Annotated in this window: 25 protein-coding genes and 1 pseudogene; 10 read left to right on the top strand and 16 right to left on the bottom strand. The window is 55.9% G+C overall.

What is annotated here, in order from left to right; translation table 11 throughout:
* Nucleotides 1–90: 90 nt before the first annotated feature.
* Complete coding sequence (locus tag BLO51_RS11465) at nt 91–1,545, bottom strand: bifunctional metallophosphatase/5'-nucleotidase (RefSeq protein ID WP_090671348.1); 1,455 nt, start codon at nt 1,543–1,545, stop codon at nt 91–93.
* Between the two features lie 338 nt (nt 1,546–1,883).
* Between BLO51_RS11465 and moaD the strand changes: the two genes are divergently transcribed.
* The 3 genes from moaD to BLO51_RS11450 all read left to right on the top strand — a co-directional run bounded on the left by moaD (nt 1,884) and on the right by BLO51_RS11450 (nt 4,897).
* A complete protein-coding gene (gene moaD / locus BLO51_RS11460; RefSeq protein ID WP_090671346.1) occupies nt 1,884–2,600 on the top strand; it encodes a molybdopterin converting factor subunit 1 in 717 nt (238 codons plus the stop codon).
* Nucleotides 2,597–3,673: a ThiF family adenylyltransferase gene (locus tag BLO51_RS11455; RefSeq protein ID WP_174551233.1), complete on the top strand. Its 1,077-nt coding sequence runs from the start codon at nt 2,597–2,599 to the stop codon at nt 3,671–3,673. Before moaD ends, BLO51_RS11455 begins: the two co-directional genes overlap by 4 nt.
* Nucleotides 3,674–3,829: 156 nt before the next feature.
* Nucleotides 3,830–4,897 (top strand): HD-GYP domain-containing protein, encoded by a 1,068-nt coding sequence (locus tag BLO51_RS11450; protein ID WP_090671343.1) that lies wholly within the window; start codon nt 3,830–3,832, stop codon nt 4,895–4,897.
* Nucleotides 4,898–4,958: 61 nt separating this feature from the next.
* Here BLO51_RS11450 and BLO51_RS11445 read toward each other — a convergent pair whose 3' ends face one another.
* A complete protein-coding gene (locus BLO51_RS11445; RefSeq protein WP_090671341.1) occupies nt 4,959–6,122 on the bottom strand; it encodes a C40 family peptidase in 1,164 nt (387 codons plus the stop codon).
* Between the two features lie 368 nt (nt 6,123–6,490).
* Here BLO51_RS11445 and BLO51_RS11440 point away from each other — a divergent pair, with 368 nt between their 5' ends.
* Nucleotides 6,491–6,865: a hypothetical protein gene (locus BLO51_RS11440; protein ID WP_090671338.1), complete on the top strand. Its 375-nt coding sequence runs from the start codon at nt 6,491–6,493 to the stop codon at nt 6,863–6,865.
* Between the two features lie 176 nt (nt 6,866–7,041).
* Here BLO51_RS11440 and sufB read toward each other — a convergent pair whose 3' ends face one another.
* From sufB to BLO51_RS11410, 6 genes are all read right to left on the bottom strand, one after another.
* Nucleotides 7,042–8,439 (bottom strand): Fe-S cluster assembly protein SufB, encoded by a 1,398-nt coding sequence (sufB, locus tag BLO51_RS11435; protein WP_090671333.1) that lies wholly within the window; start codon nt 8,437–8,439, stop codon nt 7,042–7,044.
* Between the two features lie 15 nt (nt 8,440–8,454).
* Nucleotides 8,455–8,883 carry a Fe-S cluster assembly sulfur transfer protein SufU gene (sufU, locus tag BLO51_RS11430; protein ID WP_090671329.1) on the bottom strand — a complete coding sequence of 143 codons (429 nt, stop codon included), beginning with the start codon at nt 8,881–8,883 and terminating at the stop codon, nt 8,455–8,457.
* A complete protein-coding gene (locus BLO51_RS11425; protein WP_090671326.1) occupies nt 8,870–10,096 on the bottom strand; it encodes a cysteine desulfurase in 1,227 nt (408 codons plus the stop codon). Before BLO51_RS11425 ends, sufU begins: the two co-directional genes overlap by 14 nt.
* Nucleotides 10,093–11,406 (bottom strand): Fe-S cluster assembly protein SufD, encoded by a 1,314-nt coding sequence (gene sufD, locus BLO51_RS11420; RefSeq protein WP_090671323.1) that lies wholly within the window; start codon nt 11,404–11,406, stop codon nt 10,093–10,095. The genes BLO51_RS11425 and sufD overlap by 4 nt, the downstream gene beginning before the upstream one ends.
* Nucleotides 11,407–11,435: 29 nt before the next feature.
* Complete coding sequence (gene sufC / locus BLO51_RS11415) at nt 11,436–12,266, bottom strand: Fe-S cluster assembly ATPase SufC (RefSeq protein ID WP_090671320.1); 831 nt, start codon at nt 12,264–12,266, stop codon at nt 11,436–11,438.
* A gap of 131 nt (nt 12,267–12,397) precedes the next feature.
* A complete protein-coding gene (locus BLO51_RS11410) occupies nt 12,398–12,973 on the bottom strand; it encodes a DUF1802 family protein (RefSeq protein WP_090671317.1) in 576 nt (191 codons plus the stop codon).
* Nucleotides 12,974–13,133: 160 nt separating this feature from the next.
* Here BLO51_RS11410 and BLO51_RS11405 point away from each other — a divergent pair, with 160 nt between their 5' ends.
* Nucleotides 13,134–13,301 carry an asparagine synthase gene (locus BLO51_RS11405; RefSeq protein WP_090671314.1) on the top strand — a complete coding sequence of 56 codons (168 nt, stop codon included), beginning with the start codon at nt 13,134–13,136 and terminating at the stop codon, nt 13,299–13,301.
* A 75-nt stretch (nt 13,302–13,376) separates the two neighbouring features.
* Here BLO51_RS11405 and BLO51_RS11400 read toward each other — a convergent pair whose 3' ends face one another.
* Nucleotides 13,377–13,556 (bottom strand): hypothetical protein, encoded by a 180-nt coding sequence (locus BLO51_RS11400; RefSeq protein ID WP_090671310.1) that lies wholly within the window; start codon nt 13,554–13,556, stop codon nt 13,377–13,379.
* A 211-nt stretch (nt 13,557–13,767) separates the two neighbouring features.
* Between BLO51_RS11400 and mtnK the strand changes: the two genes are divergently transcribed.
* The 5 genes from mtnK to nagA all read left to right on the top strand — a co-directional run bounded on the left by mtnK (nt 13,768) and on the right by nagA (nt 19,106).
* Complete coding sequence (mtnK, locus tag BLO51_RS11395) at nt 13,768–14,973, top strand: S-methyl-5-thioribose kinase (RefSeq protein WP_090671307.1); 1,206 nt, start codon at nt 13,768–13,770, stop codon at nt 14,971–14,973.
* Nucleotides 14,974–14,994: 21 nt separating this feature from the next.
* Complete coding sequence (gene mtnA, locus BLO51_RS11390; protein ID WP_090671305.1) at nt 14,995–16,083, top strand: S-methyl-5-thioribose-1-phosphate isomerase; 1,089 nt, start codon at nt 14,995–14,997, stop codon at nt 16,081–16,083.
* Between the two features lie 249 nt (nt 16,084–16,332).
* Entirely contained in the window at nt 16,333–17,193 is an 861-nt protein-coding gene (locus BLO51_RS11385) for a MurR/RpiR family transcriptional regulator (protein ID WP_090671302.1), read from the top strand.
* Between the two features lie 3 nt (nt 17,194–17,196).
* Nucleotides 17,197–17,925, top strand: coding sequence for a glucosamine-6-phosphate deaminase (gene nagB / locus BLO51_RS11380; RefSeq protein WP_090671299.1), 729 nt, complete (start codon nt 17,197–17,199; stop codon nt 17,923–17,925).
* Nucleotides 17,922–19,106 (top strand): N-acetylglucosamine-6-phosphate deacetylase, encoded by a 1,185-nt coding sequence (nagA, locus tag BLO51_RS11375; protein WP_090671296.1) that lies wholly within the window; start codon nt 17,922–17,924, stop codon nt 19,104–19,106. Before nagB ends, nagA begins: the two co-directional genes overlap by 4 nt.
* A gap of 73 nt (nt 19,107–19,179) precedes the next feature.
* Here nagA and BLO51_RS11370 read toward each other — a convergent pair whose 3' ends face one another.
* The 7 genes and pseudogenes from BLO51_RS11370 to BLO51_RS11340 all read right to left on the bottom strand — a co-directional run bounded on the left by BLO51_RS11370 (nt 19,180) and on the right by BLO51_RS11340 (nt 24,873).
* The gene (locus BLO51_RS11370; protein ID WP_090671293.1) at nt 19,180–19,764 is read right to left on the bottom strand and encodes a hypothetical protein; all 585 of its coding nucleotides are present in this window, start codon (nt 19,762–19,764) and stop codon (nt 19,180–19,182) included.
* A gap of 244 nt (nt 19,765–20,008) precedes the next feature.
* Nucleotides 20,009–20,803: an SDR family NAD(P)-dependent oxidoreductase gene (locus BLO51_RS11365; protein WP_090671290.1), complete on the bottom strand. Its 795-nt coding sequence runs from the start codon at nt 20,801–20,803 to the stop codon at nt 20,009–20,011.
* Nucleotides 20,804–20,834: 31 nt separating this feature from the next.
* Nucleotides 20,835–21,995 (bottom strand): UxaA family hydrolase, encoded by a 1,161-nt coding sequence (locus BLO51_RS11360; RefSeq protein WP_090671287.1) that lies wholly within the window; start codon nt 21,993–21,995, stop codon nt 20,835–20,837.
* Between the two features lie 24 nt (nt 21,996–22,019).
* The gene (locus BLO51_RS11355) at nt 22,020–22,334 is read right to left on the bottom strand and encodes a UxaA family hydrolase (RefSeq protein ID WP_090671284.1); all 315 of its coding nucleotides are present in this window, start codon (nt 22,332–22,334) and stop codon (nt 22,020–22,022) included.
* Nucleotides 22,335–22,362: 28 nt separating this feature from the next.
* The gene (locus BLO51_RS11350) at nt 22,363–23,274 is read right to left on the bottom strand and encodes a fumarylacetoacetate hydrolase family protein (RefSeq protein ID WP_090671282.1); all 912 of its coding nucleotides are present in this window, start codon (nt 23,272–23,274) and stop codon (nt 22,363–22,365) included.
* 53 nt (nt 23,275–23,327) lie between these two features.
* Nucleotides 23,328–24,101 carry an SDR family NAD(P)-dependent oxidoreductase gene (locus BLO51_RS11345; RefSeq protein ID WP_090671278.1) on the bottom strand — a complete coding sequence of 258 codons (774 nt, stop codon included), beginning with the start codon at nt 24,099–24,101 and terminating at the stop codon, nt 23,328–23,330.
* A gap of 18 nt (nt 24,102–24,119) precedes the next feature.
* A pseudogene (locus tag BLO51_RS11340) lies at nt 24,120–24,873 on the bottom strand (IclR family transcriptional regulator).
* Nucleotides 24,874–25,069 lie beyond the last annotated feature (196 nt).

The following is a 25,069-nucleotide window of genomic DNA, read 5'->3' as shown; positions in this document are numbered from 1 at the left end:
TCCTACTCTCTCCCACGAATTGATCCAGTTCGTATCATGTATCGCTTTTTACATTCTAGCTTGTTTGCTGCGGTTTGTACACACCGGGAATTAAGTCTCGTGCGGCGATTCTCCGACCGCGCGCCACCGCCGGGAAAAGCTGCGCTGAAGCGACGCTTCGTCGCGAAGCTCCCGGAGCAGCACATCGCGCAAAAATTCCGGCAGGAAGAATTGAGGCTCCGTCCCTTCTCCGAGAGACGTGAAGCCGACCCGGAACGTAAACATGTCGATGGAGCCGACCAAATACTGCCGCTCCGCCTCCAGCGGCTGCCCGCCGACGTCCACGGCGCGAATTTTCGCATAATCGGCCCCTTCCGGGTCGTAATGTACCGTAAGTCCGTCAATGCACAGCGTCCCGAGCACTTTGCCGCGAAAGCCGTAGCCATACAGCGGTTTGTCCATGAACTCGGGAAGCAGCGATTCCTCCAGCGCGCGAAGCAGCCGCGTTCCGGTCAGCTTCATCCGGCACGGGTTGATCGGCGACGGGCATAACTGAAGCAGCATATCGGCCGATACCGGGCCTTGCGGCAACCCGCCGAGCAGCTGTCCGGCATTGACCAGGCCGATCTCGGCTCCCGTCCACCGGCGCAATCCCCCGGCCAGCAAATTCCCGAGCGGCGATTCGACATACCAATCGAACGGCATCTCGATAGGCAGGCGGGCGACCTCACGGTCCAGTTCGGCGGCGGCACGAAGGCCATACTGCCCGATCAGGCTGCGGATCTCCTCATCCTCCGGCTCGCTAGCCACCGCTTGCACGGAAGCCTCCGCACGCGCCAGCTTCTGTTCCGCGGGGTCCCATTCCAAATCGACAACTCCGACGTATTGTCCGTATTTGCCCGCGGCACAGACGAGCGTCCCGCCGATGCGCAGCGGTTCTTCGAGCAGATGATGCGTGTGTCCGCCTAAGATCAAATCAATGCCCGGCACTTCGGCCGCCATGCGTTCGTCGTTGCGCAGCCCAAGGTGGGACATGACGATGAGCACGTCCACTTCGGGACGAAGCTGCCGGACAAGGGGCGGCACGACGTCGAACGGTTCCCGCACGTCCCATCCAAGCAGGTTGTAAAACTCCGGAAAGCAGGCGGTGACTCCGATCAGCCCGACGCGCAAGCCCGCTTTTTGGACGATATGATACGGCAGCGCCCATGGCGGCAGCGCTCCCGTTGCCGATGCCGGCAGGTTGCAGATGACGGTGGCGAAGCTCGCCTGTCGGCCATACAGCTCGGAAAGCACGTCCTCTGTGTAGGACAATCCTTCGTTGTTGCCGAGCGTGACCGCTTCATACCCGGATGCATTCAGCACCCCGATGTTCGTCCGGCCGTTCGTCCCTTCGGTTTCCGGACGCATCCGGTCGATATGATCCCCGATATCGAGCGTAAGCGTCTTCTCTTCTCCGGCTTCCGCGCGAAGCCTTCGCAGGACAGAGGCGATGCGGGGCATTTGTTCAAAGTGGCTGTGAATATCGTTCGTATGAAGGACGCGCAGCCTCTTTCGTTCGATCACAAAGGCACCTTCCTTCAAGTAGCGAGTAGATGAACGGAGCTGTGAGCCGTCAAGTACAGGGCTTGAGCGGCTGCTCCGTTGTTATCGTATTTTTGAACCGGACGCGGCCGACGTACTCATCTGCGATTTCTATCGTCATGCTACGCCTCCATCTCCCTTGAAACATCACCAACCATTATATCATTTTTCGCTAAAAATATGGTATGCTGAAACTTAAAAGAACAGCCCGCAAAGCCGGTGAATTGCGAGCTTGGCGGCGGCCGGAGCAACCATCTGCCGCACAGAGGCCCCATTCGCCGGACTTCGAAAGGCCGCTTGAACGAAGGAGTAGAGCAACCATGAAGCTGAAGCTGCTGCTTTTCGCCGGATTAACCGAGCAATTCGGTTCTCCGGTACTGGAGCTGGACATAGAACAAGACGGGCTGACGCCGCAGGAGCTCAAAGCGCTGCTGGCCGCCCGCTACCCCGCGGCATCGGACGTGCTTAAGCAAGCGTTTGTCGCGGTGAATCAGCAATATGCGGACGACGCGGTCCGCATCACCGGGCAGGACGAAGTCGCGCTCATCCCGCCGGTTTCCGGCGGCGAGCCGGAGCCCTACGCCATCACCCGCGATCCAATCCGTACCGATGAGGTGACGGCTAAAGTGCTGCATCCGGACCACGGCGCGACGCTGGCGTTTGTCGGCACCACCCGGGAATTTACCCACGGCAAAAGGACCACGATGCTGGAATACGAAGCCTACGAGCCGATGGCGCTGAAAACGATGCGCCAAATCGGCGACGAACTGTCTTCGCGCTGGCCGGGTACGCGGCTCGCGATTACGCACCGTCTCGGCACGGTGCCGGCAGGCGAGACGAGCGTCGTCATCGCCGTATCCTCCCCGCACCGCGACTCCGCCTATGAAGCGAGCCGGTATGCCATCGAGCGACTGAAGCAAATCGTGCCGATCTGGAAGAAGGAAATATGGGAGGACGGCTCGGAGTGGAAGGGGCATCAGCAAGGTCCCTGGAATCCGGCAGCCGGTCTTCCGCAGGAAGGAGAGACGCGGGCATGAACGTACCTGACAGCATGACGGAGCAGGAGAACGTACAAGTTGCGGACCGGGAACGGTATTCGCGGCAGATGCTGTTCGCCCCCATCGGCGAAACCGGCCAAGCCAAGCTGCTACAAGCCCGCGTCGCCATCGTGGGCATGGGCGCGCTCGGAACGGTGCTCGCCAATCATATGGTGCGCGCCGGTATCGGCTTCGTGCGCCTGATCGACCGCGACTTCGTCGAGCGAAGCAATCTGCAGCGGCAGATGCTTTACGACGAAGCGGATGCGGCCAGCTCCGCGCCCAAAGCGGAAGCGGCGGCGGCCCGGCTTGGCGCGGCGAACTCCGGCGTTGTCATCGAACCGGTTGTAGCCGACTTGAACTTCGCCAATGCCGAGCAATGGCTGGCCGACGTCCAGCTTATTCTGGACGGCACGGATAATTTTGCGGTGCGCTTTTTAATTAACGATGTCAGCGTCAAGCACGGAATTCCGTGGATTTACGGCGGCGCCGTAAGCTCCCGCGGCGTCTCGCATACCGTCATCCCCGGCGAAACGCCTTGTCTGCGGTGCATGTTCGACCAACCGCCCGCGCGAGGCACGACGGAAACATGCGATACGGCAGGCGTGATCGGATCGATCATTCATACGGTCGCCTCCCACCAAGCGGCCGAAGCGCTCAAGCTGCTTGTGGGGGCCCATCAGCAGCTAAGCCGCAAGATGGTCCATTGGGACCTCTGGTATAACCAATACGCCGCGATCGACGTGTCAAAAGCGCGCAAAGCGGATTGCCCTTGCTGCGCGAAACGTCAATTCGAATACCTGGATGCTTCGCTGGAGGAAGATACGATCCAGACGCTGTGCGGCCGGAATTCCGTCCAAATCCAGCCCGTTGCGCCTGCCGCGCTATCTTTGGAAGAATGGGCGGAACGGCTTCAGCCGCTTGGACCGGTCGAGAAAAATCCGTTTCTCCTCAAGCTTCATTTGGATGAATCGTTGACATTGGTGCTTTTCCCGGACGGACGGATGATCGTACAGGGCACCGAAGACCCTACTCTGGCCAAAAGCTTGTACAGCCGCTATATCGGAATGTAATTCGTTTACAATTACAAAATGGATTAAAATATTAATTAATTTTTACTTCATTCGACAAAATTCGAGTGCTTTGGGTTCATTTTCCTGTTATCATGAGACAAAAGGGACTTTTACTCCGATGAAGTCCCGTGACCCCAGGACAGAGGTGAACCCGTTGTGCTCATATCGATCCATCAAGTCAAAGTTGGCGATCGACTCGGCTCTGATACGTTTAACGGGTACGGACTGCTGGTCCTATCCGCACATACCGAGCTTTCCGTCGATGACATCGAGAAGCTGAAGCTGCACAAAATCGACGAAGTGGACATCGCTTTTCCGGATGACCCAGAGCCCGACGCAGCAAGCGACGAATCTCCACCCGCGCGGACGGAGCACGCTGCTTCAGCTGCTGCAGTAGCAGCCTACCATGAAGCAGTGGACGGCATGAAAAACATTTTTGAGCAAGCGATCCAAAAAGGCATCGTGTACAAGGACCAGATTGATAACGGCTTTAACCCGCTTGTCCAGCAAGTTCATCAGGTGAGGGACGTCGTTTCGCTCCTGCTCGTATTAAACAGTTCGGATGATTATACGTATCAACACAGCGTGCAAGTAGGCATGATCTCCTATTATATCGGCAAGTGGCTCGGGCAATCGGAGCCGGATGCTATACTTACCGGCAAAGCGGGATATTTACATGACATCGGCAAAAGTCTCATCGATCCGGCCATTCTTCGGAAGCCCGGAAAATTGACGGCGGAAGAATATGAACGCATGAAAAAGCATTCGATCTACGGATACGAGCTGCTTCAGCGTTCGGGGCTGCCCGCAGAAGTATGCTTGGCTGCTTTACAGCATCATGAACGGCTCGATGGGTCCGGCTATCCATACGGTTTGCGCGGAGAAGAAATTCATCCGCTGTCCAAGATCGTCGCTGTTGCGGACATTTACAGCGCCATGATCTCAAGCCGGGTATACCAGAAAAAACGCGATCTGCTGTTCGTCCTGCGCGAGCTTCACCGGTGCAGCTTTGGACAAATTGATCCTCATATCACGCAATTGTTTATCCAGCACATGGTCCCGAATTTTATCGGCAAAAAAATTCAGCTTGCCTCTGGCGAAACGGGCACCATCGTACTCACCCATCCGACCGATGTTTTCCGGCCGCTCGTTAATCTTGACGGCACGTTCATCGATTTATCGGAACGGACGGATTTGGAAGTCGAGCATATTTTCGCGGATTAATAAACGAATGCCTTACATAAGAAGAACAGCCCTGACGGATAACCGACTGGGCTGTTTTTTCTTATGAGGATACCCGCTTGGCAGCCAAAAACGTCTGCTTCCAATACAGATTGTTGATATGGGTAATCTGCACGCCGTCTTTTGGCTCCGGAGCAGCGTGAATCATTCTCTGGTTCCCTACATAGATGCCGACATGGCCGACCGTCTTCTGGCTGCGAAACTTACCGGGAACGTAAAAGAACAATAGATCGCCTTTCCGCAATTGCTTTCGGTCGACTGCGTTGCCTTGCTTGGCTTGAGCCCGAGCTGTCCGGTTAAGCGTAATACCGGATTTGGCAAACACATATTGCGTAAACGTGGAGCAGTCGAACTTGCCCGAGGTCGCATAAGGCGCGGCGCCGAACTCATAGTTCACGCCGACGTATCGCTGCGCCCGCGTCAACAAAGCGTTCATATCGACCTGCCTCAGAACGGGGACCGCCATGTCATCCTTCCCGGAAAAACCTTCCAGCCCCTTCATGGCCTCCACAGCATCGGAAGCCTCCAGCAGCGGGTCGCGCTCCAGTCTCATCGCCGAAGCCCCTCCCGTTCCTTGAAACGAGTCCTTCGGATCGTCGCCGAAGTCAAGCTCCGCTCCCGTACTCGCCTCCAGCGGGCCGTTGATCGCCCCGCTAACCGCCCAGTCGGTGGCTTGGGCGACCGCCGCCTGATCCTTGATTTCGAATGAAAAATCTTTCCCAAACACCGGGTTTAACGCCGACACGGGGATATGTATCTGGGAATTAAAAAGAATAGGCGCTTCCTTAAGCGCCACCGTCTCATCATCTCTTAGCGCTGACGTTTGGCCCGGCTTCAGCTCGTAAGAGGCATCGTGCTCTCCCAACTGAAATACTCCCCTAGCCTGATCCCAATTGGACAGGAATCCGACAATTTTGGCAAAATCGGTACCGACCACATAAGAGGTCCCGCCTATCGTCACGGTGGGAATCGTCATTTCCACCCGGCCCTGCGGCAGCATGCGAATAAATCCGCCGTTCAGGCCGATCGTTGTCGTTTTTCCGTTGATTTCTTCGCTTTTTAAACGGTTTGCGGCTTGACCCTGATTGCTCGGAATACCCTGTTGATTCGAAAGCCGCTGTTCCTTGGATAATTGAGGCCCGCAACCTGCCGCCAGCAAGCACACAATCAACGAGGCCGTCACCGGACGCCGCCATGATCCGATCATCGCACCATGCTCCTCTCATTCGTGAATTCGCCGGAATTCGTCCCTTTATAGGATGAAGCATGAGTCAGGGGACTATGCATCCGGTTGGCTGGAAACAAATAAGCACAGTCCTCCTGCATAAATTGCAAGAATAGTTTTCATTAAAAGCTTCAAATAAAATTAAGGTAAAATTCATAGACATCGGTATAAGTGGTAATGTATGTTTATAACAACAGCCCAGAATACCCCAATGACTCTTCTATTAGGAGGTGTTCGATTACACGGCGACATTCAAATTGAAAGCGGATTCAAATCGTAGAAGACTGTCCGTCTGGTACAAAGAAAGTACTTGTCGAGTTCATTCTATGAGAAAAGGAGCTTGAAATGGTATGAAAAGAAAAATCGCGTCCATCGCTTTTGTGCTTGTCCTGTTGTTTAGTTTTGCTTCCACAGGTTTGGCAGCCTCAAGCGGACCAGGTACAGGCAACGATACTTGGGCGCCAGTCCAAGCCCATGGCGATATTTATATCGAAGGCAATTTCATAAACGTCGGTCGGATCAGCCTCGGGGTCAACTTTAACCTGTACCGGGTGACACTGAACGGAGATGTGCTGGTGGGCAGCAACTCGACGGGAACCATTATGGCCGGTCAATCTAAGCGTTTAAAAATTCCATTGGCTTCGAATCAACCCGACGGGCAGTATCGACTTGTTTTAAACTCACCGGGTGATTTCACCGTCGTTGCCTATTTGGGATATAAATAAATGTTAAAACCTCCACAGCCACTTTACTCCTTAAGGTGGCGATGGAGGTTTTTCATCTTCAGCTTAACGCCGTTGTTGCTTCGATTTTTTCACCCTATAAAAAAATACGTATCCGGGCGCCTAAGCGTAAACGTCACCTCGGATACGTATTTGCATGTTTCTCCGTAAATTAAAACTTAACCAATACTGCCTTCCATCTCAAATTTGATGAGACGGTTCATCTCGACCGCGTACTCCATCGGCAGTTCTTTCGTGAACGGCTCGATAAAGCCCATAACGATCATTTGCGTCGCTTCCGCTTCCGTCAATCCGCGGCTCATCAGGTAGAACAGCTGATCCTCGGATACTTTCGAGACGGTCGCTTCGTGCTCCAGCGTAATGTTGTCGTTCATGATTTCATTATATGGAATCGTATCAGACGTCGATTCGTTATCCATAATGAGCGTATCGCACTTGATGTTCGCTTTGGAGCCTTCCGAGTTGCGTCCGAACGAAGCCAAGCCGCGGTACGTGACTTTGCCGCCATGCTTGCTGATCGACTTGGATACGATCGTGGATGTCGTGTCCGGCGCCAAGTGCGTCATTTTCGCACCGGCATCCTGATGCTGGCCTTTGCCCGCAACGGCGATGGAAAGCACCATGCCTTTCGCGCCGCGGCCTTTCAGCACAACCGCAGGATATTTCATCGTCAGCTTGGAGCCAATGTTGCCGTCAACCCATTCCATTGTCGCGTTTTCTTCCGCAACCGCACGCTTTGTAACCAGGTTGTAAATGTTCGGCGCCCAGTTTTGAATCGTGGTGTAGCGAACGCGGGAATCTTTGAGGCAGATGATCTCAACGACGGCGCTGTGCAGCGAGTTCGTGCTGTAGACCGGAGCCGTACAACCTTCGACGTAATGCACGAAGCTGCCTTCGTCGGCGATGATGAGCGTACGCTCAAATTGCCCCATGTTTTCCGAGTTGATCCGGAAATAAGCTTGCAGCGGAATTTCCACCTTCACACCTTTCGGCACGTAGATGAAGCTGCCGCCGGACCATACCGCGCTGTTGAGCGCTGCGAATTTATTGTCACTCGGCGGAATAATCGTCCCGAAATATTTTTTGAAAATTTCCGGGTGCTCTTTAAGCGCCGTATCCGTGTCCATAAACAGCACGCCTTGCTCTTCCAGATCCTTCTGCATGCTGTGGTATACGACTTCGGACTCGTACTGAGCGGATACGCCTGCCAAGAACTTCTGCTCCGCCTCCGGGATACCGAGCTTGTCGAACGTTTCCTTGATTTCCGTCGGCACTTCTTCCCACGTTTTCCCCTGCTTTTCAGAAGGCTTCACATAGTATCGAATGTCGTCGAAATCCAGATCGTCCATATTACCGCCCCAACGCGGCATCGGCATTTTCAAAAACTGCTCCAGCGACTTCAGGCGGAACTCCAGCATCCATTCCGGTTCGCCCTTCATTCTGGAAATCTCGGTCACGATTTCACGGGTCAAGCCTTTTCCGCTCTGGAACACGTTTTTGTGCTCGTCGCGAAACCCATATTTATATTCTTCCATCTCGGGCATTTTCTTTGCCATGGGTATCGTACCTCCTTATTTGTTAGTTTTTACTTGGTCGATTCCTTTGCGCAGCGCGTTCCAAGCGAGTGTCGCGCACTTGATCCGGGCAGGGAATTTGTTCACGCCGGACAAAGCTTCCAATTCCTCGTATTCGAATTCCACAGGCTCGCCTTTCATCAGCCCGGAAAACTTCTCGGCCATTTCCAGTGCCTCTTCCAGCGTCTTACCTTTTACGGCCTCCGTCATCATCGAAGCGGAAGAAAGGCTGATCGAACAGCCTTCGCCTACGAATTTGGCCGCTTTGACCTTGCCATCCTCGACCTGCATTTGAAGCTGGATTTTATCGCCACAGGTCGGGTTGTTCAGATCGATACTGACGGACTGATTCTCGAAAGTGCCGCGGTTGCGGGGGTTTTTGTAATGATCCATAATGACTCTGCGGTATAAATCATCCAATTGCATAGCCGAAGTACTCCTTTGTTTTAATAAGGGAAGCGACCAACCGGTCTACATCGGCTTCGGTATTATACAGATAGAAGCTCGCACGGGCGGTTGCCGTGACATTCAGCCAGCGCATCAGCGGCTGGCAGCAATGGTGGCCGGCACGTACCGCGATCCCGTCGGCGTCGAGCACGGTGGCCACGTCATGCGGATGCACGTCATCCAAGTTGAACGTGATTAGCCCCGCACGATTTTGCTGCGGACCGTAAACCGTTAAGCCATCGATTTGCAGCATCCGTTCCATCGCGTAAGCCGTCAACTGCTTCTCATGCTGCTCAATGGCTTCCAAGCCGATGCTTTCGAGGAAATCGATTGCCGCTCCCAGCCCGACGGCGCCTGCGATAATCGGCGTGCCGCCTTCGAATTTCCAAGGCAGGTCTTTCCATGTGGAGTCGTACAAGCCGACATGGTCGATCATCTCGCCGCCGAATTCGATCGGCTCCATTTCCAGCAACAGCTCTTTCCTGCCGTAAAGAGCGCCGATGCCGGTAGGAGCGCACATCTTGTGGCCGGATAACGTATAAAAATCGCAGCCCAGCGCCTGCACGTCCACCTTGAGATGCGGCGTGCTTTGTGCGCCGTCCACCATCACTTTAGCGCCGTGGCGATGGGCGATTTCCGCGATTTCCTTCACCGGGTTAACAACGCCGAGCACGTTAGATACGTATACGACCGATACGATTTTGGTGCGCTCGGTAATCGTTTTTTCCACATCCTCCAGACGAATCGTACCGTCTGGCTGTAGTGGAATATATTTCAAGACAGCGCCGGTCGCTTTCGCGACCTGCTGCCATGGAATGAGATTGCTGTGGTGCTCCATCGGCGTAATGACGATTTCGTCCCCTTCGCCGCATACGGCCCGCGCGTAGCTCGAGGCGACCAGATTGATCGCCGTCGTCGTTCCGCGGGTGAAGATGATTTCCTCCGTAGACGAAGCGTTGATAAAGCGGCGCACCTTCTCGCGCGCGCCCTCATAAGCGTCCGTCGCGCGGGAGCCGAGTGTGTGAACGCCGCGGTGCACGTTCGCATTGTCAAGCTCGTAATAACGTTTGACGGTTTCGATAACCGACACCGGCTTTTGCGATGTGGCTGCCGAGTCCAGGTAAACGAGCGGATGTCCGTTCACATCCTGATGAAGAATGGGAAATTGACTGCGTATGTCCGCCGTATTCATTGTCCCAGCTTCCTTTCCACAAGAAGCTGCAGCTGTGACGCGATCTGCTCCAGTGGAATTTGAGACACCACCGGTGCCAGGAAGCCGTAAATGATCAGCCGTTCGGCTTCTTCACGCGAAACGCCGCGCGACATCATATAGTATACCTGTTCTTGATTCACTTGACCCACGCTGGCGGCATGGCCCGCCGTAACGTCGTCCTCGTCGATCAGCAAAATCGGGTTGGCGTCGCCGCGCGCTTTCGGGCTGAGCATCAGCACTTTTTCCGTTTGCTCGCCGTTTGCTTTGGTCGCGCCCTTCTCGATTTTGGTAATGCCGTTGATGATGGCCGTTGCCCCGTCGCGCATGACTGCGCGGGTAATCATCTGGCTGTCGGAGCTTTTGCCGAAGTGAACCGCCCGGGTGGACACGTTCAGCTTCTGCTCGCCGGTACCGACGCAGATCACCTTCGCATCGGAGGTGGAGCCGTTGCCTTCCAAAATCGAAGTCGTATCCGACATCGCGTTGCCGTAATGCATCTCGCCGACGATCCACTCGATACTTCCGTCGTTCTCCACAAGCGCGCGGCGGTACATCAGGTCGGTGACCGATTCATTCAAATTATGCACTGAGGCAAAGGTTACCTTCGCTCCCGGCTTAACGACGACTTCCACAACGCCGTTTTGCACCAAGCCGTTCAAGCTGCCTTCGGAAACGAAGTTGTCGACGTAAGTTACCGACGCATGCTGCTCGGCAACGATCAAGACGTGCGGCGAAAAGCTCGCTTCGGCGTCGTCCGTCACGAACAGCGCTTGGACGGGTACTTCCACCTGCACGTTTTTCGGAACGTACAGGAACACGCCGCCGCTCCAAAGCGCCGTATGCAGCGCCGTCAGGCGATTTTCATCCTTGCCTACGACAGACATAAAATATTTCTGCACCAGCTCGCCGTGCGTTTGGAGCGCTTCTTCGAGGCTCGTAAATACGACGCCCTGTTGCTTCAACGTCTCGGAGACGCTGCTGTATACTATACCCGAGTTTTTCTGTACGATCAGATTGTCCGGGTGTCCTTGCCCGTCGTTCTGCATCAGGCTCTTGGCCGAGGCTGGCAGCTCTTCGAGCGATGCGAGCTTGGCGCCCGCTTTATAGGTTCCGAAGGAAGCGAGGTTCCAACGGTCGATTCTTGTTTTCTCCAATGTCGGCAATTCGAGCGTTCCGGCAAGCTCCAGCGCTTGCCCGCGCAGAGCCGTCATCCACTCCGGCTCTTGTCTCGCTTTGGACAGCTCTACCAAGCTTGCGCGATCGATCGGAAGAACGGTTTGTGTACTCATGATTAATCCTCCTGTCCCCTTTCGATAGCTTAGTATTTCGGAGCCGTCGTATTCATCGGAATCTTGAATTCCTCTTCGTCCTGGCCTACCCGCTCGTCCACGATTCCAAGCTCTTCTTTCACCCAGTCATATCCTTCGTTCTCCAGACGCTGAGCCAGCTCCGGTCCGCCGGATTTCACGATGCGTCCTTGCATCATCACGTGTACGTAGTCCGGGGTGATGTAGTTCAGCAGACGTTGGTAGTGGGTGATGATCAGGAAACCGCGGTCTTCGGAACGCATCGCGTTCACGCCCGCCGCCACGATGCGCAACGCGTCGATATCGAGGCCGGAGTCGATCTCGTCAAGAATAACGATGCTTGGGTCCAGCATCACCATTTGCAGGATTTCGTTACGCTTCTTCTCGCCGCCGGAGAAGCCTTCGTTCAAATAGCGGTGCATGAACTCGGGGTTGATCTCCAGCTCCTTCATTTTCGCTTCCATCTGGCGGATGAACTTGATCAGCGAAATTTCGCTGCCTTCCTCGCGGCGGGCGTTAATCGCGCTGCGCAGGAAGTCCGCATTCGTCACGCCTGCAATTTCGCTCGGATACTGCATCGCAAGAAACAGGCCCGCACGCGCTCTTTCGTCCGTCGCCATCTCAAGCACGTCCTCGCCGTTCAGCGTCACGGTGCCTTCCGTCACTTCGTATTTCGGGTGGCCCATGAGAGCGGACGCCAGCGTACTTTTGCCCGTTCCGTTCGGTCCCATGATCGCATGCACTTCGCCGCCCTTAATCGTCAAGTTGAGACCTTTCAAAATCTCTTTGCCTTCGACAGTCGCTTTCAAACCGTCTATAGTAAAATGTGGTACGTTTGCCATAGTTTCGTGCCTCCGAGTTTTAATTATTATTTAATGATAATCATTACAAATTGATTATCAATGATTCTCAATAATAATATTATATCTCAATATGCAAAATCAAGGAAGTCCCGTCCGCGGATTTCCCGGAACTATTTTTGCGCAAGCGCCTCTCGAATCTGATTGGCCTCCATCCCAAAAGCTTCGTCCGTCAGCACCGGCCGGCGCGGAGCCCCATGCAGCGATTCGGGAAGCCCGATCCACGATTTGCACCCGTTATATTCGTCCAGCACCGGGATTCGCACAGGCTCGTCCAGCGCATACACCCTAAGCAGCATGACATGCAGCGGCTTCGTCCGCTTCCACTTCAGCCGTTCTTCGGCCAGCCGGTCCGACCAAATGTGAAACGGCTTCAGCTTCGCGAGCTGTTCCTCGGTCTCGATCAGTATATCCTCGGCAAGCTCGGCGTAGCATCCGATTTCCGCTTGTCCGCCGCTCCATTCGGGCGCCCGGTCACCCACCCGCTCCGCGTACTCCGGCTTGATCAGCTCTTTGCGCTGGTGCTCGTAGGTCGGGTACAAATAAAAGCTGTCGGATTCCACTTGAAAATCCCGGGTTTCCTCGCGGATGCCGCCTTTGCGCATAATCAGGATCTGCTTCCCCTGCTTCAAAGCCTCGACGGCCACGGCCCATTCCTTCAGTCCGACCGCCTGTCCTCTCCGTATCATCTCTTGCGTTTTCCTCCCTTAGTTAGTTTAGCCCATTCGTTTACGCTATTATAGATTTCCAGCCAAAACATTGCAATTCCGAAAGAGCATAAAAACGATCGCAAAAATCGATGCTAAAAACGCTACATCATTCAATCCGCTGCGAGGAGGGTGAAGAGCAATGCGCGAAGGTCTGATTCCAACCGTTCTCGGTACAGCTGTCGCAGCATCCGGCGCGGCTATGCGAAACAAATTCCCGATGGCGGCCGCCGCGGTCGTCGGTTTTGGGCTCGCACACGTCGTGCTGGGAGCCATTGACTTGGTGGAGCATCGCGGAAGAACGAAGTAGCCCCGGACTTTGCTCCGGCAAACAAAAAGGGAAGGCCCTATGCCTCCCCTTTTTCTTATGCAATCGTTTGTCCGATCAGTTTCCGTTCCGTACATAATAATTGAAAGCCGAGATTCGTTGGTCCTGCTCGTGACTCGCTTTTAGAGGATTGGCATGCAGGGCTACGGACGGATTTTCCGTCGAGGTCCACCCGAGCACGCACAGGATGGCGAAGCACCCCGCGGCCAATAGCAATCTACCGAGTAGTTTCTCCATATCAAAGACCTCCAGCTCCGCGTATTTACTTTTATTGTATCTCCCAGCGTTAAGCGCGTATTATCGGGGTATGAACCTTTTGTAAAAGACACGGCCAAGACCGGACAAAATGCAGTTCAGGAAAACGAAGTTCCTCTATTCCAACGCAAACCAAATTGCTTTATACTAGAGGAATGGCAGTTTTCATATGGAAAAAGGAGGAATTCATCCCATGTCCGCATATCATCCGCTGACGGAATCGGAAGCTATCGCATATGCAAGAAAATTACCCGACCTGTTTCAGCCCGATTCCGAGCTCACGAGCCGAGAAATCGGGGACGGCAACTTGAATCTGGTGTTCCATATTTCGGAGCCTTCCACCGGGAAAAGCATCATTTTAAAGCAAGCGCTCCCCTATGCCAAAGTCGTAGGCGAATCGTGGCCGCTGACTTTGGACCGCGCCCGGATCGAGAGCGAAGCGTTGATGATTCAGGAATCGCTGTGCCCCGACCTTGTCCCGCACGTATACACCTATGAGCCGGACTTGGCGCTCACGGTCATGCAGGATTTGAGCGACCATATCATTATGCGCAAAGGCTTGATCGAGCGGAACAAATACCCGCTGTTCGCCGGGCATATCGGAACGTTTTTGGCCCGTACTCTTTTTTACACGTCCGATCTCGGCATGAACCAGCAGGAGAAAAAAGAACGGGTCAAGCGGTTCATCAACCCGGAGCTGTGCAAAATTACCGAGGATCTGATTTTTGACGATCCGTATACAGATTCGCCGAACAATAACGTTCGGCCAGCCATTCGCGACGCGGTTGCCGCCATCTGGCAGGATACCGGGCTTCATCTGGAAGTGGCGATTCTGCGCGAGAAATTTTTGACCCATACCCAGGCGCTGCTGCACGGCGATCTGCATACCGGCAGCATCTTCATCAAGCCGGATTCGACTAAGGTCATCGATCCGGAGTTCGCGTATTACGGTCCGATGGGCTTCGATATCGGCGCGGTGTTCGCCAATCTGCTGCTGAACTTCGCCGCGCAGGAAGGCTGGGGCGAAGATGAGGCTTCGCGCCAAGATTTCCGCGACTACTTGACCGGCACGATCCGCGACGTATGGGAGACATTCGAGCGCGAGTTCCGGGAGCTGTGGAACCAGCACGGTACCGATCGGATCGCCACAACGCCGGGCTACCAGGACTGGTACATGAAAGAAGTGCTGCGGGACACGTTCGGCTTCACCGGCAGCAAGATGGTGCGCCGTGTGCACGGCCTGGCGCAGGTGGCCGATATCAATCAAATTCAAGACGAAGCGGCTAAAGAGCGCGCTCAACGGCTGGCGCTCGCCATCGGCACGGCGCTCATTCAATTTAACCGTCAGGCGTCTTCCATCGGAGAAATGATTGACATCGCCGAGAAGGCCGTGAAATAGATAAAGGAGTGTGCTGACACCTTGACTACAGAACAAACCAAACAAGCGGACTGGCTGCAATCGGTCCGCTGGAATTCGCTGGAGGACCGATTGGATCTTCTCGATCAGCGGCTCCTGCCAGACGAAATCGTCTATTTGGAGCTGACGACCTCCAAGCAAGTCTGGGATGCGATCAAGCAGCTCGCCGTCCGCGGAGCGCCGGCCATCGGCATTGCGGCAGCGTTCGGGGTGTATCTCGGCGTGCGGAGCTTCTCCGGAAGCCGGGATGCGCTGCTGACGGAAGTCAGCCGCCAATGCGATTACCTCGCAACGTCGCGCCCGACGGCGGTGAATTTATTCTGGGCGCTGGACCGGATGCGGGCGCGGGCCGAGGCGCTGCTTGGCACAGCCGCACCGGAGGAAACGACGGTGGAGAGCGCTCAGCAGGCGCTGCTGGACGAGGCCCGGGCGATCCAAGCCGAGGACGAGGAAACGTGCCGCTTGATCGGCGAGCACGCGCTGTCTTTGTTCGAGGACGGCATGGGCGTCCTCACGCACTGCAATGCGGGCGGCCTTGCGACCGCAAGGTACGGGACGGCGCTGGCGCCGATGTATCTGGCGCTGGAGAAAGGCATCACGCTTAAAGTGTTCGCGGACGAAACCCGTCCGGTGCTGCAGGGAGCGCGCCTGACGGCGTTCGAGCTGCAGCAGGCGGGTGTCGACGTGACGCTGATCTGCGACAACATGGCCGGCGTCGTCATGGCGAAGGGCTGGGTACAGGCGGTCATCGTCGGTACCGACCGCGTAGCCGCCAACGGCGACGTTGCCAACAAGATCGGCACCTACAGCGTCGCCGTGCTGGCCAAGGCTCACGGCATTCCGTTCTACGTCGCATGCCCGATGTCGACGATCGACTTGAACACGCCGACCGGAGCCGATATTCCGATCGAGGAACGGCACGAGGACGAGATTACGCAAGGGTTCGGCAAGCGTACTGCGCCGCAGGGCGTCAAGGTGTTCAACCCGGCGTTCGACGTGACGCCGAACGAGTACGTGACGGCCATTATTACGGAAAAAGGTATCGTTCGGGCACCGTACGGGGACAATTTGCGGAAGCTGTTTACGGAATAACCGCGGCGTTTTAGCAACGATAAAAACGGCCGTTTCTCGTGCATCTATGCATGGGAAACGGCCGTTTTATTTTAGAAACCGGTTCCTCCATCCGCAAGGTTCCGCAAGTCTTAAGACGCTGCCGGGTTTAGGCCGAAAACAGTTGCGAAAACCAGCGACATTGGCTATGATGAGGAAGAAAATAATTTTCACCATTTTTATCGGTATGAAGAAAATGATTTACAAAATCTTTGCAAAACAGGTGATCTGATGTCCGGTATACTGCAAGCCTTACGGGAACAGCAGCACCACATGAATCCGAAGGAACAAATTCTCGCGCAGTTCATTTTGGAGCATGCCCACGAGGCCGTTCATTTGAGTATTACGGAGCTGGCCGGACGTTCGGGAACGAGCGCTGCGACGGTATCCCGCTTTTGCCGCAGCCTGCTGTTCAAGGGCTACGGGGATTTTCGCATGAAGCTGGCCGCCGAGCTCGTCCAGCCTGTTCCGGCGAAGCCGTCCTACCAGGACATTGTCGCGGGCAACACGCTTCACAGCATCGCCCAGGCGATCGAAACGAACCATCTGCGTTCGATCTCGGATACGACGCGGCAGCTCGACCTCACGGAGGTCCAGCGGGCGGTAGACGCGCTGCACGATGCCCGGCGCATCGATCTGTACGGGATGGCGACCTCGGGGATGGTCGCGTACGATTGCCAACAAAAGCTCGTACGCATCGGCAAAATGGCGCAGCACTGGGCCGATTCCCACATGCAGATTACGTCGGCAACGAGCCTCGGCGAGGGTGACGTGGCGTTTGCATTCTCCTACTCCGGCGAAACCCCCGAAACGCTCGACGCCCTCTTGTGCGCCAAGGAACGGGGAGCCACAACGATTTCGCTCACCAAGTTCGGGGCCAATCGGATTTCGCAGCTCGCGGACATCCGGCTGTACGCCTCCTCGCTCGAGGAAGGGATGCGCCGCGGCGATATGGCTTCGCGGATCGCTCAGCTGCACGTGGTGGACATCTTGTTTACCGCGCTGCTCAGCTTGCACTTTGACGATTATGTTCCGCTTCTGGAGCAATCGTTTCAAGAAGTGAAAAAATACCGCAAAGAAAAAGGGAGATAAGCCATGAACATTTTAACTTTCCGCACGCAAGAAGAATTGAACAAAGCCGGCGCTGGCATCATTACCGGACTGCTGCAAACGAATCCGAGAGCCGTGCTCGGGCTTGCGACAGGCAGCACGCCGATCGGTATTTACCAGGAGCTTGTCGAGTCGCACCGGCAAGCGCTGGTCAGCTTCGCCAAAGCAACAGCATTCAATCTTGACGAATACGTTGGTCTCGAGCCGGGGCATCCGGCCAGCTATTATACGTTCATGCAGGAGCACCTGCTCGGTCTCGTCGACATTCCCCCGCAGCAATGCCATATTCCGAGCGGCACCGCGACGGATTTGCAAGCGGAATGCGCCAGCTATGACAGCCTGCTGGAAGAGTACGGACAGATTGACCTGCAGCTGCTCGGTCTCGGCCATAACGGGCACATCGGCTTCAACGAGCCGGACGCTACGCTTGAGGGCGGCACGCATCTCGTGGAGTTGAAAGAATCGACCCGCACGGCGAACGCGCGGTTTTTCGATAAGCCGGAGCAGGTGCCGACGCATGCCCTGACGATGGGGGTCGGCACGATTTTGAAAGCGAAAATGATTCTGCTCGTCGTCCGCGGCGCGGATAAAGCGGAAATCGTACAGCGGGCGCTGCAAGGCCCGATCACGACGGATTGCCCGGCCTCGCTGCTGCAGACGCATCCGCACGTCGTCGTCTTGTTGGATTCCGAAGCGGGAGGCCTGTTAAAATGAGCCGCGAAGCATGGGATACCCTGATCGTTAACGCCAAAGTCGTCACGCCGGATGCGGTAATTCCCGCCGGATACGCCGCGGTCAAGGACGGAAGGATCGAAGCGCTAGGCTCGATGGCCGAGCTGAACGAATCGCAGGCTGAAGCGGCCGGCACGAAAATCGACGCCCGCGGAAGCTGGCTGCTGCCCGGATTCATCGACGTGCATGTGCACGGCGGCTACGGCAGCGACTTCATGGACGGAACCGTCGAATCGCTTGAGAATATTACCCGGTTTCACTCCAGCCACGGGACGACCACGATGCTGGCGACCACGGTAACTGCTTCCCCCGAAGCGATCGGCCAAGTGCTGGAGAGCGTTAAGGCATACCGGGAAAAAGGGATGCCGTACGCGCAATTGGCTGGCGTGCATCTGGAAGGACCGTTCATCAGTCCGAAATGGCCCGGCGCGCAAAATCCGAACTTTATCGTCACGCCGAAGCTCGAATGGATGAAGGAATGGACCAGCCGCTATCCGGGCTTGATTCGCCTCGTTACGCTTGCTCCGGAAACGGAAGGAGCTTTGCCGGTCATTGCCTTTCTCGCCGGACAAGGCATCGTGGCCGCCAGCGGGCATACGGATTCGACCTATGCGCAAATCGGTGAAGCGGTCAAGCATGGGCTGAGCCATGCCGTGCATACGTTCAACGCCATGAAAGGGCTGCACCACCGCGAGCCCGGCGTCGTCGGCGCTGTGCTGACCGAGGACAAAATCTGCGCGGAGGTTATCGCCGACGGACACCACGTCCATCCGGCCTGCATCCGGCTGCTGACCCAAACGAAGCGCAGCGACAATCTGCTGCTCATCACCGACGCCATGTCCGCCGCGGGACTCGGGGACGGCGATTTTGAACTCGGCGGGCTCGCCGTCGTGGTGAAGGACGGCGTCGCAAGGCTCCGCGACGGCGACAGCCTCGCAGGCAGCACGCTGACGATGATCGGCGCCTTCCGCTATGTGGTCAACACGGTCGGAGTCAGCGTCGAGGAAGCCAGCCGGATGGCCAGCTGGAACCCGGCGAAGCAGCTCGGGCTGCTGGAGGAAACCGGCAGCATCGAAACCGGCAAGCAGGCCGATCTGCTGCTCGTCACGCCGGAGCTCGACCTTGAGCACGTCTGGGTTCAAGGAAGAGAATTGCATAAATAATCGCGTCACAACAAACCGGCTGCTTCCGTCTTACCGAACGGAACAGCCGGATTGTTTTTTTAGGAATATAGCTTTATTGCGCCATAAACTGCTGCGTCACGATGTAGAAGCGGAGCTTGTTCAAGTCTTTGGCCGAGATACTGTAAATTTCGGCGCCGTAGCTGATCGTTTTTTCTTGAATATGGGCGTAGCGGACCACAACCTTTGGATGAATCGTTTCTTCGTCGCACATGATCATCGTGTCGTAGACATGGTTCATTTTGACGGAGAAATCGTTAATTTCAAATCCGAACCCAAGACGGCTGATCCGGCAAAAACGAACCGCCATCGTACGAAAATCGTCGATCAACGTGCCGTACGTGTTCAGCTTGAAGCTGGGAAACACCAAGTTTTCGTCGCGGTACATATCGTCCAGTATGGCATCGGGTCTCGCTTCTATATTGAAAATTTCCGAATCCGCCGGAACTAAAATCAGCTTGGATTTGGAAACCTGCAGCACGCGCATTTGCACTCTTTTCTGAAAATCAAAGCAGATGACGGATTCCCCGCCCGTAAAGGAGGACGGCTCCGTGAAGGAAACCTCCATTAAATCCGAACCTTCGTAGGACACTTGCCCCTTGTAAACTTTCCCCTGATGTAGCAGCTTCATGTCTTTCATACCCATCACCTCCGCTTGATATCTCTACTATAATTCCGAATAATTATGAAAGTTTCAGTTAAATATTAGGAGATTATTAGATTTGATGTCGCTTGGTGTCGTTTCGTGAAATATTTAAACATGGTTAGGAAATGCGGAGAGTCGTTGGCTGGCTGTGCTACTCATGGGGAGGGAAATCCGATGGTGCGGACACGGTGTGCCAAAAAGCCCCCCGGCTTGCGAAGGGCTCGATTTTTGCTGCTAATTAATGCTCCATTTGATCTTCCGGCTGGGCCGCTTTGACGGTCAGACCGCCGTCGACCATCAGCAGATGGCCGTTGACCTGCATCGCTTCCTCGGAGGCCAGGAACACGACGGCATCTCCGATCTGGCGGGCGGTGCCGAGACGCTTCATCGGGTTCGCTTCGATTTCTTTGGACCGGATGGCATCGTCGGCCAAATAGTCCGTGCACATATCGGTATCGACCGTGCTCGGGCCTACCGCATTGACGTTGATGTTGTATTTGCCAAGCTCGATCGCCATCCCCTTCGTCAGCATATTCGCCGCCGCTTTGGACGATTGGTAATGCGGAATGACTGGGCTCGTGACGACGAGGCTGGCGGTCGACAAGACGTTGACGATTTTGCCGTAGCGCTTTTCGATCATGGACTTCGCCGCCAACTGCGAACAGAGGAAAATCGATTTGACGTTCGTATTATACGTTCGGTCCCACGTCTCTTCCGTACATTTCAGGAACGGTTCGAACGGCGCAATCCCGGCGTTGTTGACGAGAATTTCCACATCGCCCAGCTGCTCCTGCACCTGCCGGAACATGTCTTCCACCTGCTGCTTGCTGCCTACGTCGGCTTGAACCACCATCGCTTTGACTCCGTGCGCTTCCGCCTGCTTCTTCACGTTCTCCGCCAACGGGCGCGAACGCTCAGAAGTGAAGTTAATGGCAACATGCGCGCCTTCCTCCGCCAAACGAATGGCAATCGCTTCTCCAATGCCCCGGCTCGCCCCTGTAACGAGCGCAACCCGTCCTGCCAATCTTCCCATGAATCCGTGCCTCCCTCGTTGTGCAGTAAGCTTATAAGCTCGGTCCGATCCGGTTGATACTGAATTCGGTATGGCCCAAAATTTCCGCCTTCGTCAGTTTTCCGTTCGCGACCGCTTGAATTTCCTCCCAGACGACCTGACCTGCCGCCTCCAGGCTGAGCGTGCCTTCCAACATATCGCTGACGTCGACGTCCATGTTGTCCGACATTTTCTCGAACATCCGTTTGTTGCCGGTAATTTTGATGACCGGAATGACGGCGGCTCCGGTAGGCGTCCCCCGCCCCGTCGTAAAGCAGACCAGATGCGCGCCGCCCGCCGCCATCCCGGAGACGCATTCGATGTCGTTGCCCGGCGAATCCATAAAATAGAGCCCGTGCTTCGGAATGTCCTCGGCATACTCGATGACGCCTTTGATCGGTGCGCTGCCGCACTTGCTGATGCAGCCGAGCGACTTTTCTTCGATCGTTGTCAATCCCCCGGCAATATTGCCCGGACTCGGATTGCCACCGCGCATGTCGGCGCCCATCCGCTCGACTTCCTTCTCGAAGCGGTCGACGATATGATACAGCTTCTCCGAAATGTCCGGCGTGGCGCAGCGCGAAGCGAGCACATGCTCGGCGCCGATGATTTCCGTCGTTTCTCCGATCACGACGCCGCCTCCCTGCTGAATGAGCGAATCGGCAGCCGCACCGAGCGCCGGATTGGAAGCGAGCCCGGAGGTGGCGTCCGAGCCGCCGCATTTGACCCCGATGATCAGCTCGGTGAAAGGCACCGGCTCAGGCTTCATGTCATCGAGCTGGGCACGCATTTTCCGCGCGATTTCCACCCCGTACTGGATCGCTTTCACGGAACCGCCGACCGATTGAATATCGACCACTTCGACCGGCTTGCCCGTGGGACGGATTGCATCGGCCAGCGCATGCGGGTCGACGACTTCGCAGCCAAGGCTGATGATGATCACGCCGCCGACGTTCGGATTGCGGCCGGTTCCCGCCAACACGTCGAAGGTGCGGTCTTTGTCCGCGCCGATCTGGCTGCAGCCGTGTTGATGGGGGATCGATACCGTGTCCGGAACCATCTGGTTGATCCGGGTGCACACTTGGTTGGCGCAAATGACGGTCGGGATAATAAGCAAATGATTGCGGATGCCCACGTCGCCGTTTGGTCTTCTATATCCCATCATGTGATTCATGAGTATTCGTTCTCCCTTCGCTTCTCACGCTTTCGCCTGATCCCCGCGACCGCGAATTCCTTCGACGTTATGCACGTGAACATGCTGCCCTGCAAGGATCGGGACCGACGTCCGTCCGATCACTTCGCCGTACTTGCGGATATCCGTCCCGGCCGGGATGTCTTGGATCGCCATTTTATGCCCGAACGGAACGTCGTCCAGCAACGCTATTTCCTGGACGTGCTCCTGCACCCGGAAGGTGATCCGCTGACCCTGCTTCAAATCTTTGATCGCCGTCGCCACATGATCGCGCGGGTCCATCACGAGCGCGTCCGCTCCTGCGATAATCGGTCCTGCCATCCGCCGTTCCTCCTTTTGTCCGCTGCCGTTACGCCTGCTCGTTAACCATGCGGTTCGTCAGCGAACCCAGCTTCTCGATCTCGATCGTGACGACGTCGCCGTCTTTCAGGTAAACCTGCTTCTCCTCCGGATATCCGAGCACAACGCCCTGCGGTGTACCGGTCAAAATGACGTCGCCCGGCACCAGCGTCATATGCTGCGAAATGTAGCTGACGATTTCGTCGCAATGGAAGATCATATCCGACGTGTTAGAGTTCTGGCGCACTTCGCCGTTCACGATGCACCGGATAGAAAGGTTGTTCGGATCTCCGACTTCATCGGCCGTCACCAGGTAAGGTCCAAGCGGGCTGAAGCCGTCGCACGACTTGCCGAGCAGCCATTGCTGGGTGCGCATCTGCAGGTCGCGGGCGGACAAATCGTTCACGTTGCAGTAGCCGAATACGTGATCCAGCGCCGCTTCTTTGGATACGTACTTCGCTTTCTTGCCGATCACGATGCCCAGCTCCGCCTCGTAATCCACCTTGCTCGTCACGCTGACCGGCAGCGGCACGTCCTGTCCGTGACCCGTCAGCGTATTGTTGAATTTGTTGAACAGGATCGGATACTTCGGAATCGGCGCGTTCGTTTCTTCCGCATGCTTACGGTAATTCAGCCCGACGCAGATGATTTTGTTCGGATGCGGAACGCACGGGGCGTAAGTCAGTCTGGCCTCGTCCAGGATATAAGCGTCGCTGCCGCCGGCCGCCAGCGCTTGATCCACGTAAGCTTGCAGAGCCGTAGCCGCAAAAGGTCCGCCTTCGATGACTTCATGCACCGTCTGCGGCACGTCTGCGTTTCCAGCAGGGATCGCTGCAAGCGCTTTAGCAACATGTACGATGCCGCGGTCGGTCTTGACGCCGAGTTGTTCCTGTCCGTCTTCGATAAAAGTAAGCAGTTTCATATTTGAATATGCCTCCTTGGCTTATTGTAGGTTTAGTCTAACAAATCGATGCGCTACGCGTTCTTGCCGAAAACGGCGCCCCCGTCGATATATAGCGGGGAGCCCATCATAAATTTCGATTCGTCCGAAGCGAGGAACAGCGCAGCATTGGCCACGTCGTCCGGGCGTCCCAGGTCGCCGCTCAGCTGGCGTTTTTTAAGCGATTCGTAAGCTTCCTCCGGATTGTCGTAGGAAGTCCGCAAATAATTTTCCACGAACGGCGTCAGGATCGTCCCCGGCAGCAGCGCATTTACGCGGATGTTATAGGGAGCGTAATCGACCTGCATCGATTTGGTCAGCGCCAGCACGGCTCCTTTGGTTGCGGAGTACGATGCCCTGCGCGCCAGCCCGATTTCGGCGATGCAGGAAGACATGTTAATGATCGAGCCTTCTTTGCGCTGCATCATATGCGGCACGACGTACTTGCACGGCAGGAACGTACCGCGGATATTAACCGTTATGACGCGGTCCCACGCCTCGGGTTCCACTTCGTGGATCGCCCCCACGCCGCTGATGCCGGCATTGTTAAACAGCACATCAATCCGGCCGTACTTGGAGATGACGGTGTCCACCAGCGCTTGAACGGATTCGGGATTCGTCACGTCCGCTTGCACGAACATCGCGTTCCCTCCGGCTTGGCGTATTTCCTCGACCGTCTCCAGCCCTTTATCCTCCGCCAAATCGTTGACGATGACCGTCGCGCCTTCGCGGGCGAACAGCTGCGCCGTGCTTTTCCCGATGCCCGAGCCGGACCCGGTAATGAGCGTTACCTTATTGTGCAATCTCACGGGGCTCACATCCTTCGGTTAAGTGGTGGTTTGATACTGCGACAGCCTCTCGGCGAGCGCGCATATTTCATGCCGGGCCAGCTCCTGCTTCGCCTCCCATTCGTGCTGGAACATGGAGCAGCTGATCGCCGCGACGACCTTCCCGTTGCCGGAACGAACCGGAGCAGCCACACAGCAGAAGCCCATGACCGCTTCCTGCAAGTCGTACGCGTAACCGCTCGTCCTCAAGCTGGCGAATCAGGTCGGAGCGCTGCTGCAGCGTGTGCGGCGTTAAGCACGGATCGAGCGTTTCCGAAGCGTACAGCGCCCCGAGCTCGGGCTCGGCGACCCATGCCAGCATCGCCTTGCCGAGCGCCGTCGCGTGAGCGGGATATTTGATCCCGGGCTCCGACGATAAGCGCACCGGGGAAGGCATCTCCTCCTTCGCCAAATAAAGCACCTCGTTCCGTTCCAGCTTCGCCAGCTGAATCGTCTCTTTGATGACGTGCTTGGTGACGGAGGCTTCCTTGCGGAACCGGTCGATCAAGCTGAATTGCTTGAAAAAAGCGTTTCCAATGTAGCCCAGCTTGGACCCTAGCGAATACGTCGCGTCCTCCTCCCGTACGACCCAGTCCAGCGCTTCCATTGTGGCAAGCAGGGAAAACATCGAGCTCTTGTTGATTCCGAGCCGCTTCGACAGATCGATCAATTTCAGGCTGGAGGGCTGCTCCGAGATCGCTTGGAGCACAAGGTTGGATTTTTCGAGGGCAGGTACCCAATATTTCTTGTCCATGCTTCCTCCAAAACGAAGTTGGTTTTGTATATCAAACCAAGGTTTTGTATTTTGTCACTTTCATAGTACCACCGCGCTTTCAAAGGTGTCAATCGGAATTTGGCCCTACGGGCGGCGTGAACGGTCGGCTGCATCAAGCCCGGTTCAGATCCTGGACTGTGAACGATGAAGAACCGTCCACTCCAGAGCGAGGACG

Origin of the sequence: Paenibacillus tianmuensis (assembly GCF_900100345.1) — a bacterium.
Taxonomy (GTDB): Bacteria; Bacillota; Bacilli; order Paenibacillales; family NBRC-103111; genus Paenibacillus_G; species Paenibacillus_G tianmuensis.
This window is presented reverse-complemented; position numbering and strand designations above follow the sequence as displayed.